Source organism: Ruegeria sp. K3, from assembly GCF_056531845.1.
This window is the reverse complement of sequence record NZ_JBQFMM010000013.1, coordinates 1-15,636: the sequence shown is the minus strand read 5'-3', so window position 1 is coordinate 15,636 and position 15,636 is coordinate 1. Positions and strand designations below refer to the sequence as shown.

Genomic DNA, 15,636 nt, shown 5'->3' with positions numbered 1-15,636 from the left:
CGCAGTTGTCAGAAAGGGTACCTCCTCATGACCAAAGTTACGCATCCGCTAAAGCCCAGAATGCGCCGCGCTACGGTGGGCGATCTGCAATCCGCTTTGCTGGCACTGCTGCGTGAAGGCTTGCTGCTGGCCAATGATATCAGCGCGCGCCGAGCGCTGGCCGATATCGTGTCGCGCGAAAAGGATGGCCGCACACCGACCTACGGAAAAGGCACCACTGAAGCCGTTCGCCTGGTTCAGAAAGAGGCCGATCTGTCCCCGACCGGCAGTGTCGATAAAAGGACGGCGGCTGTGATTAACGATCTGGTCGCTCGACTGGACACACCGACGGATTTTGGCACCTACCGTGTCAGCGGTCGCGTCATAAGTGCGCAAAGTGCGGCTGTTGATGGCCTTGCTGTTGTTGTTGTCGACAAAGGTGTCGGCGGCGACGTTGAACTGGGGAAGGCTACAACCGGTAAACGCGGTGCCTTCGAGATTGTGTTTGCCGGAGATCAGATCACCAAGCGCGGCAAGGATGCGCCAGACCTTCAGGTGCAGGTGCGTTTGAATGACGATGTGGTTGCCGCTTCGGCGGTGGAATATGACGCCGGACCGGATTCCGAGCTTTCCGTGGTTCTGCCTGCTGAAAGTGCCGCAAAACTGTCGTCAGAACACGCCACACTGACCAAGGCGCTCTCTGGTCAGTTCAACGGTGCCTTGTCGAAACTTGAAGAAAGCGACACCCGTCAGGACATCACATATCTGGCCAATAAAACAGGTTGGGACGCGCGCGCCGTGGCACTGGCGTCGCTATCCCAGCAGTTGTCTGACAAGACCGCTGGACGGCGTGGTCAACGCATCGACTCTGGCCTGTTCTATGCGCTTTTACGTGCAGGTGTTCCCGCCGATGACACCGCGGTTTTCCGCACGCCCCCTGCTAAAGTGGCGCAAATCTGGAAATCCGCGCTGGATGAAGGATTGATCGACGCCAAACTGGCGGATCAGACAGATGCCTCCCTTGCCCGATTTACCGAAGTCTCCGCGCGCGTGCGGCTGGATACGCCCCCTCCCGGGACTTTGGCCGGAATGCAGCCTTTGCTTGCACTTTCGCTGACGCGGGATGACGAGCGTGAAACTTTTGCCGCGCTCCATGCGGCGCATGGTGATGATCTCGATACATTCTGGACCGAGGTAGAGGGTAAGTTGGGTCAGGACAAAGCCGCCCGTTTGCAGACCGATGGCAAGCTTGCCTATCTGACGCTCAACAACTCCAAGCTGGTCGAACGCTTGCATCGTGACACCGATGGCGATGCGGACGGTACGTTGGGAGGCCTAGTGAAGGCGGGTTTTCATAAAGCCGACGCCTGGGCCGCGATCATGGATGATACCGACCCCGTGCCAGAGGCAGTTCAGGGCCGGGATGCCGCCGAAAGACGCGCCAACTATGCAGAATTCATGGCCGCTCAGGTGCGGCTGTCTTTCCCGACTGCGGTTGTTGCGGAAATGGTCCGGGCGCAGGAGACGCCATTGGTCGATACCGGGTTGTCGAACAACGTTCATGAATTCCTCGCAAAACATGCCGATACCTTCCAGATAGGTCAGCAGCCCGTAGCGCGCTTTATTGCAAAAAATGCGCTGGACGAACCGCCAGAAGTGGTGCGCGAAATCTCACGCATTCAGCGAGTCTATCAGATCTCGCCCGACGACAGCAGTATGAATGCCATGCTGGCTGCAGGGTTGGATTCGGCCTATGCGGTCGTGGCGCTGCCACAAGATGAGTTCCTGCGCGCCCACAAGGCCGTTCTGAACGAGGCCGTCGCGATGCAGATCTACCGCAAGGCCGAACAGGTCCATGGAGCGGTTCTGAATCTGGCCACCGCTTATATGACTCACCGGATGATGCCAGCGATCGGCCCCAGCGTGGGTGCTGCTGACGGGTTTTTGAACCCTACCCCGGGCGGGTCGGACAATTTTGGCGATGTGATCGCATACTCCACATTAGAAGAGCTATTTGGTTCGATGGATTATTGCGGGTGCGAGCATTGCCGTTCGGTCCTCAGCCCCGCAGCCTATCTTGTCGATCTTCTGCTGTTTCTCGATCGCCCCGCGACCGAGATTCCGAACGGCTTCACCAATCCACTTGATGTGTTGCTTGATCGGCGGCCTGATATTCAACACCTGCCTCTGACTTGCGAAAACACTCTGACGCCTGTGCCATACATCGACTTGGTGAACGAGGTGCTGGAGCATTTCGTTGTCAACGGCATGTCTTTGGGTGGATATCAGGGTCATTCGACCGATGGTCAAACACCGCCTGAAGAGTTGCTGGCCAGCCCTCAATTTGTACGCGATGCCGCCTATGCCACGCTGGCCACCGCCCAATTCCCTGCCCCCCTGCCGTTTGACCGTTCGTTGGAGGCACTGAAGGCCCTTTTCAATCGTTTCGACGCGCCTTTACATCGGGTTATGGCCGACTTGCGTTCGTCAGACGCGCTGGACGATACACCGTACGGATGGCGCGACATCTGGCTGCAGCGCTTGAACATCTCGCGCGGTCTCAACGCCGTCCTGACCGAAAGCGTGGCGGTTGCCGGGTCAGCGCGACCCGATCTGACAGTGCGTTCGCTTTATGGTTTTGATGCGGGTGTCAGCGCAGCCGAAGTGCGTGATGGTTTGGAAAGCGTGCGCGACCTATGCCGCCGCACCGAGATCACGCCGGTTGATCTCGTGAACATCCTAAAGACCGAGTTCGTGAACCCCGGAGCCGCGCTGATCCCGAAGCTTGAGCATCTTGGCCTGGGCTTCGACGATATCCGGGCCTTCCGGGACGGCGCGATCAACTCCGCAGAACTACAAAGCCGGATGGCGGCAGGGGTCGAGCCTGAACGCTATGGCGGTGATATCGAGGCATGGTTGCTTGATGACACTACTTTCGACCGGATCATGGGTCTGATCGTGCTTACAAATCCGCAAGACCCGTCGGATATGTGCGACCTAAGCGCGCTTGAACTGCGTCACCCAGACCCTGATCCGCTGTCCAACCGCCTTGAATGGAATGACTTTATCCGGATTAACCGGTTCGTCCGTATGTGGCGTGTTCTGGAACTTAGCATTGCCGACACGGATGCTATCATCTCGGCGCTTTATCCGACGAACCAGATGCCGGGCGGCGCCGACGCGCAGGTGGACCTGGCTCGCATGGACGCCGGCTTTGCCGAGCTCCTGCCACAGTTGGGCATCGCCATGTCGGCCCTTGATGCGCTGGAGCTAAGGCCCGAGGACGCGCTGCGCCCGATCCTGGCCCTCTTTGGACCAATCGGCACCAATGGAACCGCCGCGCTATTCCGTGAAATGTTCCAGCGACCTGCTCGCGAAAACCCCGCCTTTGCCGAAGATGGTTTTGGCGGTGTGCTTACAGACCCTGCGGCCCTGTTGCTGCCCGAGGTTGAAACCTTGCGCGCGGCCTTTTCATTGACGGGTCCGGAATTTAACCGGATCGTCGCTGTTTTGGGGTTCGATGACACGACACCCCTGACCATCGAGACGGTCAGCGCAATCTACCGTCGCGGCTGGTTGACGCGCGCGCTTGAGCAAAGCGTGCCGGGATTGGAGCGTTTGCTTCAAGCCACCGGTCTTGACCCCTATGGCCCGCAAGACGCCACTGCACCCGCTCTGCTGACGGTTATCGATCTGGTGCATCGCCTGTCCGAGCTAGGCCTGTCGCTGGAAACAGCGCTGGCGCTGCTGTTGAACCATGACCCAAGTGGCCAGACGACACCGCCCGCAGAAAACATCACGACCCTGGCACGCGATCTGCGTGCAGGGTTTGCGGCTATCACCAATGACTTTGTGCTGGTGGATGATCCCGATGGCGGCATTGCCCGGTCCCATATGTCTCTGGTCTACGGGGCCGAAGCGACCGAGCAATATTTTGGATATCTTGAGGCCACATCCTCGACCGAGGTTGCCTATGACCATTCCGCACCCGTGTTGGAGCCTGCAATTCTGGCCGAGGCACCCGATCAAATCGCTTATGATGATTTCCGCAAGGTTCTGGTTTTCAGCGGGCTCATGTCGACCACGGTCAGGGATGCCCTGCAGGCCGTTGCCGGGACCCCTGCCGCCTTCGCGCCAGCTATTGACGCCTTGTTCAACGCCAGCGAGGCACAATCGCAGCCATTTTTCACCCGCTTCCCAGAGCTGCTGCCGCTGCACGACGCCTATCGCAGTTCAGTCGCTCCAAAGGCCGAGGCCTATCGCGCCCTGCTGGAAGGCATCCTGCCGCAGCTGATCTCAAGACGGAAACGTCAGGTAGCGCTGCAGCTTTTGGGAACTGCGATCGAAGTTGAGGCTGACATGGCGACCACCCTGTTCGAAAAGGCCGAGGTTCTGCATGCGGCGACTGATCCGGCCAGCTCCGCGCTTGAGGATGCCCTGATGCTCGAATCCGGGGGTCTGGGTGCTGAAATCAGCGATGGCCCGGCCCACACTGCACCGCCTGCGCGGGTCGAAACCTTATCTGGCGCGATTGATTTTGCCTCCACTGGAACAGTGCTGCCAGACAATCAAACCACACCAGGTTCTTCGATTTCGATGCGGTTACGGGGATATCTGGAAGCGCCTGAAAACGGATTCTTCAACATTGATGTCGAAGCTGATGCGGGCGCGACCGTGACACTCAGCATCGCAGGCGAACCTGTTCTTCTAACCGAGGCGGGCGGCATATGGTCAAACACCAACGCGATCGAGCTTCGCGCAGGCACTTTGGTCGAAATCGCGCTGGGCGTGGCCAATGTGACCGACCGTCTGGCGTTGCGTTGGAGTGCACCGGGCCGAGGAACTGAGGTCATCGGCGCTTCGCATCTCTACCCGGCTGATCCGGTATCGCATCTGGGCGCGGCCTACCTGCGCACGCGCCGCATTGCACGGTTGTCCGAAACGCTGAAACTTGACGTCGCTGAGATCTTGCACCTGACGACACATGGCGATTTGCAGATTGCGGGTGCGGCCTGGCCAAACAGCCTGCCCGTCAGCGGCACACCCGATGATCCGACCTCTGCCGCGCTGATGGGGGTGCTAACGGCCCACCTGCGCATGGCGCGATTAAAGGCGGCATATGCCCCTGAAAATGCCCGGCTGGTCTCGATAGCCGAGAATCCAGCATTCGCCATAGCCGACGCCGAGGCTGAGTTGTTCCAAGTCACGCGCTGGGATCCCGTGGATATCGCCGCCCTGTTGGTACATTTCGGACTCACCTCAGCCGATATTAGCGATCTGGCCGTTCTGGAGCGGCTTCATGACATCGCCGAATGGCTGACGGCACTTGGGATTCCGGCGACAGCGCTTATCGCTGCCGCAACACCCGCCCCAACCGGACCCATTGTGCGGAATTTCCGCGCCGCCCTTCGCGCGCGCTACAGCCCGGATGACTGGCTCAAAATCCTGCAACCGATCAATGACCGCCTGCGCAAGCGCCAGCGTGATGCATTGGTGGCGCATATCCTGCACGATCTGCGCGGGCGTCCGGATGCGGCGCATATCAACACGCCCGAAAAGTTGTTCGAATACTTCCTGATGGATGTGCAGATGGAGCCGTGCATGCTCACTTCGCGGGTTCGTCACGCATTGTCCTCGGTCCAGATCTTTACCGAGCGCTGCCTGATGAACCTTGAACCCCGTGTGGCTGCATCCAGCCTTCGGTCCAAGCATTGGGAGTGGATGAAGCGTTACCGCGTGTGGGAGGCAAACCGGAAAATCTTCCTGTACCCTGAAAACTGGATGGAGCCGGAATTGCGCGACGACCAGTCACCCTTCTTCCGCGAAGCGATGAGTGAATTGCTGCAGGGTGACATCACCGAGGAACGCGCAGCCACCTCGCTGATCGGGTATCTGCAGAAACTGGAAGAGGTCGCCAAGCTGGAAGTATGCGGTCTCTACCAGATCGAAGGCGATCCCGGTGCTGCAGACGACGTGTTGCATGTTATCGGGCGCACCGCCGGGGCCAAACGCAGTTATTACCACCGGACCCGTGCCTATGGCTCGTGGAGCGCGTGGGAGAAAATCCCGCTGGATATCGAGGATAATCCGGTCATGCCGCTGGTCTGGAACAATCGTCTGTTCCTGTTTTGGATCAAGATGATGCCGGAAAACACGGCACAAGGAACACCCAATGCGGGATCAGGCCCGCTGGCCGAGGTTGAGGCGTCATCGTTGATGGATGTTGATGAACCCACCTTTGACGTCAAGGTCATGCTGAACTGGACTGAACGGGTGGATGGCGTGTGGCAACCGCCGCGCAGTTCGGATCCTGATGAGCCCCTGTTGCTGCGCGAAAACGTGCCAGCCCGAGAGATGCGCAATTTCCGCAAAGGCATCCGCCTGTCTTCATTCCCATGGACCAACGGGATGCGGATATCGATCTCGTACAAGGATTGGCTGGGCGTTTCGTTCTTTATGTACAACACGTTTAGCACACCCGATACGCGCTCACCCAAGAAGGCGCCGCATTTCTTGCCGAAACGTATTACGTCGACCGGGTCAAACCGCCTTACAGCGATCTATTCCAATGACGGGATCACGCATCGGTTGCTGTCCAATAAGGCGCCCGATCAGGCCACACAGCCGCATCACCCGACCAATGGAGAAGCCTGGGAGTCGCCGTTCTTCTATGCCGACCCGCGACATGTGTTCTACGTGTCCACGAAGCAGCGGATCGTCGAAGTTGTGACCTGGCTTGATTTTGGCCGCGTGGCCGAAGTTGACCCGACAATCGATACCATGGTGCTGGCATTCGAGCCGCTTGCCGAGCAGCCCGACCGGATTGAACGGGTGACTGCAATCCCCGGCTTTGGCAGCGCCGACCTGAGCACTCTTCGTGCATTCGTGACCGAAGACGCCTTTGTCCATACAGCGCTGGGCACCGGTGGCACGGTCCGCTTTGGCGACCGCGACATCGGCCCGATGGGCAGCACCGTCCGCATGCGTCGCACTTGATCCGGAAAGGACTTTGATCATGGATACCAGCAAGATCAGCACTTATGGCTATCATCACCTGCTTGATCAGGACATTTTCGGCCCCCAGAAGATGAAGCTTATAAGCTATGAAAAACACTGGGACTACACGTTTGAAAACTTCTTCCACCCCTTCGTGTCGGAGTTGATCGAGCGTCTGAACATACAGGGTGTGCCCGGGATGTTGTCCCCGGAGTTTCACAAAAGCTTGCGCAAGTCATTCTTCAATTCCCTCTATTCCCCGCAGGAAACCGACAAGATCGACATCCATTCGTTCCCGAAGGAAATCGACACGCGGATGGGTGGGCCTTATGCCAACTACAATTGGGAACTGATGTTCCATGTGCCGCTGACCATTGCGGTGCACTTGTCCAAGACCCAACGTTTCGCCGAAGCGCAACGCTGGTTCCATCTGATTTTCGATCCGACCGAGAATGACCCCGATGTACCGGTGCCCACACGCTATTGGCGTTTCCTTGCCTTTCGCGAGGGCGAAGCCCAATCCATCGATACGTTGTTGACCCTGCTCAGCAAACCAAACGACGAATGCACCGACGCGGAGCTGGCCGAGAAAGAAGCGATCCTAAATGGGTATGAAGCGGTGCGAAACACCCCGTTTCAGCCCTTTGCAGTCGCGCGCACACGGACGATTTCATTCATGATGCACGTGGTGATGAAGTACCTCGACAATCTGATTGCCTGGGGTGACAACCTGTTCCAGCAATTCACGCGCGAAGCCATCATGGAAGCGCTGCAGATCTATGTGCTCGCCTCGAACTTGCTGGGCGACAAGCCGCAGCGTTCACCTGCGGGTGGAACAACCACGCCACGCACCTTTGCGCAGCTTCGGGCGCAAGGGCTTGATCCGATGGGCAATGCATTGGTCGAGCTTGAAGGCGCGTTCCCCTTCAATTTCACAACGCCAACAGGTGCGGGCACCAGCGACAGCGCTGCGCCGTTATTCGGTATGGCCCGCACGTTGTATTTCTGCATCCCGCATAATGAAAAGCTGCTGGGTTATTGGGATACGGTTGCCGACCGGCTGTTCAAAATCCGCAACTGTATGGATATCGAAGGGCAGGTTCGTCCGCTTGCCCTGTTCGACCCGCCGATCGATCCGGGAATGCTGGTCAAGGCGGCGGCGGCTGGGCTGGATATCGGCTCTGTCGTTTCGGGTTTGAATCAACCGGTCAGCCCCGTCCGCTCGCGCGTGTTGATCGAGAAGGCGGCGGAATTGGCCGGAGAGGTCCGCAATATCGGGTCGGCCTTGCTGACCGCCTTGGAAAAACGCGACGCCGAGGCACTTGCCCTGTTGCGGCAAGGTCACGAAGTCAGCTTGCAGAAACTGCAGGTCGATCTTCGTTACCTTCAATGGAAAAACACCGAGGCAGCGACGCAAGCTCTGATCGGCAGTCGCGGCGCGGCGCTTGAGCGATTGAACTACTACAAGCGCCTGCTGGGTCAGGAGGCTGATCCAAATGCGCCTGAAACCCTTGAGTTGACCCGTCAAAACCTGACAAAGGCCAATTTTGATGAAGCATATGAGGCGCTTGTTGCGCAATATGACGTCCCGGTTCAGCGGCTCGAGTTTCCCGATCTTGAGCGCCCGGGCGATGGCGACGGCGCACAAACGTCGGGTCAGACCGGGGGCGGAGACCTTCACCTGTCTAAGAAAGAGGATGAAGAGCTTAATACTCTGCTGCCAATAGCCCGTGACACAACGCTGGCCAAATCGGTATTCCACTCGATTTCAGCAACCCTTACCCCGATCCCCGACCCGAAACTTGATCTGCACTATTGGGGTCTCGGCGGCACCATCGATTTTAAGGTGGGAACCGTGCTGTCCTCGGTCATGCGGATCGCGGGGGATGTTTCCGGGATGATCGCGGACTGGAACCGTGATCAGGCCGGGATGGCGGCCCGCACTGCCGCCTATGAACGTCGCGCCGATGAATGGATATTGCAGCACAATCTGGCGGCCCATGATGTGATGCAGATCGGGCGTCAGATTCTGACATCGTTGATCGCGGAACAGGCGCAGCATCGCGAATACCTGAACTTGAAGAAGGCAATCCGTCTATCAGAGCAAACCCGCGATTTCTTGCAGGACAAGTACACCAACGAAGAGCTCTATGGCTGGCTGCAAGGCGAGTTGTCAAAGCTGTATTACGAGTACTACCGCTTTGCCTTCGATACCGCGCGACGCGCCGAGCAGACCATGAAAGCCGAACTGATGCGGCCCGAGCTGGATCAGAAAACTCTGGTGCAGTTCAACTATTGGGATGGCGGTCGCAAGGGGCTTCTTTCAGGCGAGGCGCTGCTGCTGGACGTCAAGCGGATGGAGCTTGCGTATCACGAGCACAATCGCAACGAATACGAGCTGACCAAACATGTCAGCCTGCTACAAATCGATCCGCTGGCCCTGGTCAATCTGCGAAGAACAGGTCGGTGTACCTTTAAAATCCCCGAGGCCCAGTTCGATCTGGATGGGCCGGGCCATTACTTCCGCCGGATCAAGAGTGTTGCGCTCAGCCTGCCCTGTGTTTCCGGGCCCTATATAGGAACCCATGCGAAACTTGTGCATCTCAAGAGCAGCATCCGGCAACGACCGGATATCGGGGATGGCTATGTTCGCACGGGCCCCGAAGACGACCGTTTCGCCGATATTCACAGCGCCGAAAGCAATGTGTTCAGTGCGGCGCAAATGGAAACCGGTCAGTTCGAGGGCATGCCTGATGATCGCTATTTACCATTCGAGAATGTGGGCGCAGTCAGCGAATGGCGGCTAGAGCTGCCTGCGGACCCAACGCAGGGCGATCCGCAACAGTTCGACTATGACACGATCTCGGACGTCGTCTTGCACCTGCGCTACACTGCGCGGGATGGCGGTGGACCTGTGCGCAATGCGGCGGTTGATCATCTGAAAGCCGATATCGCGGCAGACGGGACTGTGGGCAATGTGCGGCTATTCTCACTGCGGCACGAGTTCCCGACAGAATGGGCACGCTTCCGCCGCGAAACACCACCTGCGGGTGGGCGTCACGAGCTGCGGCTGACACTCCGACCCGAGCACTATCCCTATTGGTCGGCTGGTCGCCTCACGACGCTCAAACGGTGCGATCTTTTTGCTGAAAGCAGTCTGGATGCTGCTCCGGCAACAATCACGGTGTCTGATCGTTCTGATACAAGCGACGGAGGTGTGGTTCAGGACACATTGACCCGCCGTCCGGAACTGGGCGATCTGGCGGTTGGTCAGTTGGCGACGGTTCCGTTGCCCGCAGGCCCAACGGGTGAGATCGTGCTGTTTTTCGACACCGCAGAGTTCGAGGATATGCTGATGACTGTAACCTGGGGTGGTTGACGATCCTCAGCCATATAGGAATGTCACGGATGGCGCGGACCATCCGGGGTGATCATCCAGTTTGACAGGGTCTTGTCCATTTTCCGCATCCGGTGACGCAACATGTCGCGTGTCATGCGTGCCAATGTGGCGGCGTGTTCAGGATGTTCTGCCACGTTCTCCATCTCACCCTGCCCTTCACCGTCAAACAGCATGGGCGGAAGATCAGCCGCAAACTCAACCAATGTAAACCGGTCGTCGCGCAGGATGCTCAGGCAGCTGTCCTCTAACCCCGTTTCCAGATCGCGTTGCCAGCGGGTTGGGTTCAGCGGATCAGCGAAGTCCAACTCCGAGAATGAATAGCGGCGCCAGTCAGCCGGGGTTGAGGATTCACTCTGAAGGAAGGGCAACAGCGAATGCCCATTCATGGAATCCGGTATTGTCTGCCCGATCCATTCGAGAATCGTCGGAACGATATCAATCGATTCCGTGGGTGCCTCGACCCGTTTGCCACGGGCTCCATCGGGCAAGCGCACGATCAAGGGTGTATGATAGGCCGCATCATAAACCGACATCTTACCCCAACTGTGTCGATCCCCCAGCATCTCGCCATGATCTGCGGTGACCACCAGCAACGTGTTGTCGTACTGCCCGGTTTCTTTCAAAAACGAAACCACGCGGCCGATATGATGATCTACCTCCGTGGCAAGACCCAGATAGATCGAACGCAGCGTCTGCACTACCTCGTCCGTCGGTTCAAGGTCCGGGAAACCTTCAACAAACCCGGCAACCGTGCTGTTGGCCCGTGCCGGAGCGAAAAACGGATGCAACGCCTCTTCGGCCTCGGCGGTTAGCAGTCGCGATGGCAATGGTAGCGAGGCAGGGTCATACATTCGGTTATATGGTGCCGGGGCTACCAGCGGTGGATGCGGGCGAATGTAGGTCAGATGTGCAAACCATCCCCTGTCATCATCCGCATACGCCGGCATGGTTTCCAGAAACCGATCGGTTAGAAAGGCGGTATCGCTATCCTCGGCTGCGTAGAAGGCCGGGTCATTCAGTGCAGGCTGGCCGCCATTGGGTGCGACCGGTTTGAACACGTCAATATAGTTTTCGAACTCATATCCAAGGTTTTTCAGATGAGAACGCCATGGGAATGACATCTCCAAACGCATTTCCAGCATTTCCTGAAAACCGGCCATGTGGAATTCATATGACCTGAGCGCCGGGTCTTTTGCATCAAACACGCGCGGGTCCTGTGATGTGTCGGTATATCCAAACAGCATCGGCAGATACCCTGCCTTGCGCATCTCGCTGGCGATGGTCGGTGCATCGTGGCGCAGGGGCGTGCCGTTTCGTACCGACCGGTGGTTCATCGCGTATTGCCCGGTCAGCAATGAGGCGCGCGATGGCCCGCAGGGGTTGGTAACGGAAAAGTGCCGCGTGAAAGAAACACTGTCCTCCATCAATGCGCGCATGTGAGGCAGGTCAACATGGGCCTCCAATGCCCCAAACAAACAATCCGCCCGCATCTGGTCGGTAATGATAAACAGGACGTTGTGTTTGTCTGTCATATCCCGGTGCTCCTGATCGCTGAACCGAATCTTTGGCCCTGCGCGTGTATTCCTGCCAAAACTACGCGGCGGTATTGCCTGCTTTGCCTCGGAATGGCGATACCCACCGCTCAAAAATCCACAAACGAAACCGCTAATCAACCAAAAACGGAATAATTTAGTTGAATAAGTTGTTTTTTGTGGGTTAATGTTGCTGTGCTGTGTGGGGTTTTGTGACGTTGATGCTTAAAAGATGTTGCGTAATGCAGCATCGCAGAGTGACGATACAACCGGAACACCCATGTGCAATGGCGATCCGTTAGTCATCCAGTTTACCTGTACCATGACGGCGTCTCTGAATACTGCTTAAGGCATTGCAATGAGGGACAAAAACAGATGCTAACCCCACCAAATACCGTTGCAACGCCCGAAGGTACGTCAGATATCGCGATTCACGCCGCCGAAATCGCCAATATCGCCGCGCAGGCTGCGCGCGGGTACTTTCGGGGACGTTTGGGGGTTGAGTTCAAGGCGGACGAAAGCCCGGTCACACAGGCGGACAAGGGTGTCGAGGCCGTTGTGCGACAATATTTGGCTGAGAACTTTCCAGATGACGGTATCTTTGGCGAAGAGCAGGGGTTCGAAGGTCAGGATCGGCAGAATGTCTGGATTGTAGATCCCATTGACGGCACCCGGTCATTCCTGTCGGGGCATCCGTTGTTTGGGTTCCTGTTGGGATATCTCACGAATGGTGTTCCCCGATTGGGGGTCATCGGCATGCCTGCCCTGAACGAATTTCTGATCGGCATGAAAGGTCAAGGGGCCACACTGAATGGCAAGCCTGTCTCGGTCAGCGTTACACGCCAATTGAGCGACGCAGTTTTTTTCGTCAACGAAGGCGACAAGATTTACCGGGATCATCCGGCCCTGTTTGATCGGTTGATGAATTCGGGACAGACCCGACGCTTTGCCTATGACTGCTACCCGCATGCACTGCTTGCGATGGGCCATGTTGATGCGGTCATCGATTATGATCTGCAGCCTTATGACTATCTGCCGGTTTCCGCCGTAGTTGAAGCTGCGGGCGGGATCATGAGCGATTGGGAGGGTAAGCCGCTAGGTCTGAACTCCGACGGCCGAGTCATATCGGCGGCCACGCCGCAACTGCATTCCGAGCTGCTTGATCTGGTGAACGGATAACGGAATGGCGATTGTCAGTTTCCTCATAAGTCTGGCTGGTGCAACGATGCTGCTGCTCTACGCTGTGCGCATGGTGCGCACGGGCATCGAGCGTAGCTATGGTGCATCGTTTCAGCGGGTGATGACGGGGCAGCGCAGCTATGCGCAGGCCTCGATGGTAGGGCTTACAATGGCCGTCGTCTTGCAAAGCTCGGCCGCGGTTGCATTGCTGACCTCCGGATTTGCGGCGGGCGGGATGTTGGCCTTTCCGACCGGGCTCGCGATGGTTCTGGGTGGCGATCTCGGCTCGGCGCTGATCATTCAGGTTCTGTCCTTCAAACTGGATTGGTTGGTGCCGCTACTGCTTGCGGTCGGCGGCTATCTGTTCGTCAAGACAGAGGCCAAGAAACCGCGCCAGTTGGGCCGTATTCTGATGGGTGTCGCATTCATCCTGATCTCACTGCGTTTTCTGCGCGAGGCGATGGACCCGATCCGTGACAGCGCCTTTCTACCCGCCATCGCCGAGTATCTTGCGCGTGATTACATCACAGCGTTCCTGGTCGGTGGAGCGCTGGCCTTTGTCATGCATTCTTCGGTCGCTGCGATCTTGATGTGTGTGACCCTGGTGCAAATCGGGGCGATCCCGTTTGCCGCCGGGCTCTCGCTGGTGTTGGGTGCTAATTTCGGGTCCGCCTTCATCCCGGTTTGGCTGACACGCGGCATGGCCCTGTCTGCAAGGCGCATTCCCTGCGCTAATCTGGCGCTGCGGGGCAGTTGGTCAATTGTCTCGCTGTTTGCTGCCAACCTGGCGCTGCGAACCGGAGTATTGGGCGATCTGCAAGGCGGGCAGATGCTGGTGAATGCACATCTGATTTTCAACGCCTCGCTTCTGGTTCTGGCCCTGCCGTTCTGCGGCATGCTGCGCGCGCCATTCGAAAAACTGCTGCCCGATCCGAAAAGTCCTGAAAGCAGCGCGCAGCCCGGGCAACCGATCAGCGCACTTGATCTCGACTCCCTCAGCAGACCCAATCAGGCCCTGTCTAACCTCAAACGCGAGCTTCTGCGGATGAGCGACATGGTTGGCTCGATGTTCCGGCCTGCGCTGGAGCTTTATCGCAGCGGCGACAAGGAGCAGATCCGGGCCATTCGGGACATGGATACTGATGTGAACGATTGCCTTTCTGGTATCCGGCAATATGTGGCGGCTATCCCCGCTGATGCGTTCGGCAAGGAAAATGCCAAGATTGCGCGGGACCTAATGGAATATGCCATTCGCCTGGAAACCGCGGGCGACGTGGTGGCCAAACGCCTGACGGCATTGGCGGATGACATGCGCAAAAAGGGGGCCGCGTTCTCGAAAGAAGGTTGGTCAGAGCTGGTCGAAATGCACGAGGGGATTGTGGCCAACCTGAAACTGGCCTCGAACGTGCTGATCTCGGACGATCTGGAAAGCGCGCGTCTGCTGAGCCTGGAAAAAACCGAAATCAAGCGGGCCGAGCGTGACAGTCGCAAACGCCACCTTAAACGCTTGCAACATGGCAGCGCAGAAAGCTTTGAAACCAGCGACATCCACCTCGAAACGCTGCGCGCCTTTCGCGAATTCAACAGTCACATCGCGGCCGTCGCCTATCCGATCCTATATCGCAACGGGCAGTTGCTTGAAACCCGCCTGATCGAAGAATTCCCACAGATGGAGCAGGACGCTGATACTGAGGTCAAAGGGTGACGGGATCAGTCGAAATCCTGAACGAGACGGGCATTGGGCGTGTGGTTCTGCTGTGTGAACATGCAAGCAACCGCATTCCGGCAGAGTTTGATGATTTGGGATTGTCCGCATCCGCGCGCGTCAGCCATGCCGCTTGGGATCCGGGCGCAATGGCGCTGACACGGGCGCTGTCGACAGCGCTTGATGCTCCGGTCGTGGCCTCGACCGTCTCGCGATTGGTCTATGATTGCAACCGTCCGCCCGAGGCGGCAAGCGCAATGCCCGAGAAATCAGAACTGATCGAAGTGCCGGGCAATGTGGGCCTCGATCAATCGCAACGCGATGCACGTACCCAGGCAGTGTATGCCCCGTTCTGTCAGGCTGTTGCACAGGTTCTGGATGCGCGCGGTCCGGATACAGTCGTTGTGACTATACACTCCTTCACGCCAGTCTATTTTGGTAAGCCGCGCGCGGTTGAACTTGGACTTCTCCATGACGAGGACAGTCGTCTGGTCGATGCCATGCTGGATCACATGGATCAGATCCCGCATCGCCGCACGGAACGTAATCAGCCCTATGGCCCCGCTGACGGTGTAACGCATTCGCTCCGTCTTCATGCGCTGAGCCGGGGGCTGGCCAATGTGATGATCGAAGTACGCAATGATCTTTTGGGCAATGAAGTACAGGTTGCCAACATGTCCCGGGACATACTGGCGCTGCTTGAACCGGCGCTGAACGATATCACGATCAGGGAGGGCGCATCGTGAGCGCGACACTGACATTCGAGCATCTTAAGGCGCAGATTTCTGCCGGGGAAATCGACACCGTATTGGTATGCATGGTCGATATGCAGGGCCGTTTGATGG

At 57.8% G+C, this 15,636-nt stretch carries 6 protein-coding genes; 5 read left to right on the top strand and 1 reads right to left on the bottom strand.

What is annotated here, in order from left to right:
- Window positions 1–27: 27 nt before the first annotated feature.
- Both ACR0MP_RS19270 and ACR0MP_RS19265 read left to right on the top strand, forming a co-directional pair.
- Window positions 28–6,975: a neuraminidase-like domain-containing protein gene (locus tag ACR0MP_RS19270; protein ID WP_480887609.1), complete on the top strand. Its 6,948-nt coding sequence runs from the start codon at window positions 28–30 to the stop codon at window positions 6,973–6,975.
- A gap of 19 nt (window positions 6,976–6,994) precedes the next feature.
- Complete coding sequence (locus tag ACR0MP_RS19265) at window positions 6,995–10,354, top strand: Tc toxin subunit A-related protein (RefSeq protein ID WP_480887608.1); 3,360 nt, start codon at window positions 6,995–6,997, stop codon at window positions 10,352–10,354.
- 23 nt (window positions 10,355–10,377) lie between these two features.
- Here ACR0MP_RS19265 and ACR0MP_RS19260 read toward each other — a convergent pair whose 3' ends face one another.
- Window positions 10,378–11,907, bottom strand: coding sequence for a sulfatase-like hydrolase/transferase (locus tag ACR0MP_RS19260; RefSeq protein ID WP_170737251.1), 1,530 nt, complete (start codon window positions 11,905–11,907; stop codon window positions 10,378–10,380).
- Between the two features lie 375 nt (window positions 11,908–12,282).
- Here ACR0MP_RS19260 and ACR0MP_RS19255 point away from each other — a divergent pair, with 375 nt between their 5' ends.
- The 3 genes from ACR0MP_RS19255 to ACR0MP_RS19245 are packed head-to-tail and all read left to right on the top strand — an operon-like array spanning window position 12,283 to window position 15,537.
- On the top strand, window positions 12,283–13,086 hold the full coding sequence (locus ACR0MP_RS19255; protein WP_170408817.1) for an inositol monophosphatase family protein: 804 nt from the start codon (window positions 12,283–12,285) through the stop codon (window positions 13,084–13,086).
- A gap of 4 nt (window positions 13,087–13,090) precedes the next feature.
- On the top strand, window positions 13,091–14,791 hold the full coding sequence (locus tag ACR0MP_RS19250; RefSeq protein WP_480887605.1) for a Na/Pi cotransporter family protein: 1,701 nt from the start codon (window positions 13,091–13,093) through the stop codon (window positions 14,789–14,791).
- Window positions 14,788–15,537 (top strand): N-formylglutamate amidohydrolase, encoded by a 750-nt coding sequence (locus ACR0MP_RS19245; protein ID WP_170408819.1) that lies wholly within the window; start codon window positions 14,788–14,790, stop codon window positions 15,535–15,537. Before ACR0MP_RS19250 ends, ACR0MP_RS19245 begins: the two co-directional genes overlap by 4 nt.
- Window positions 15,538–15,636: the final 99 nt, after the last annotated feature.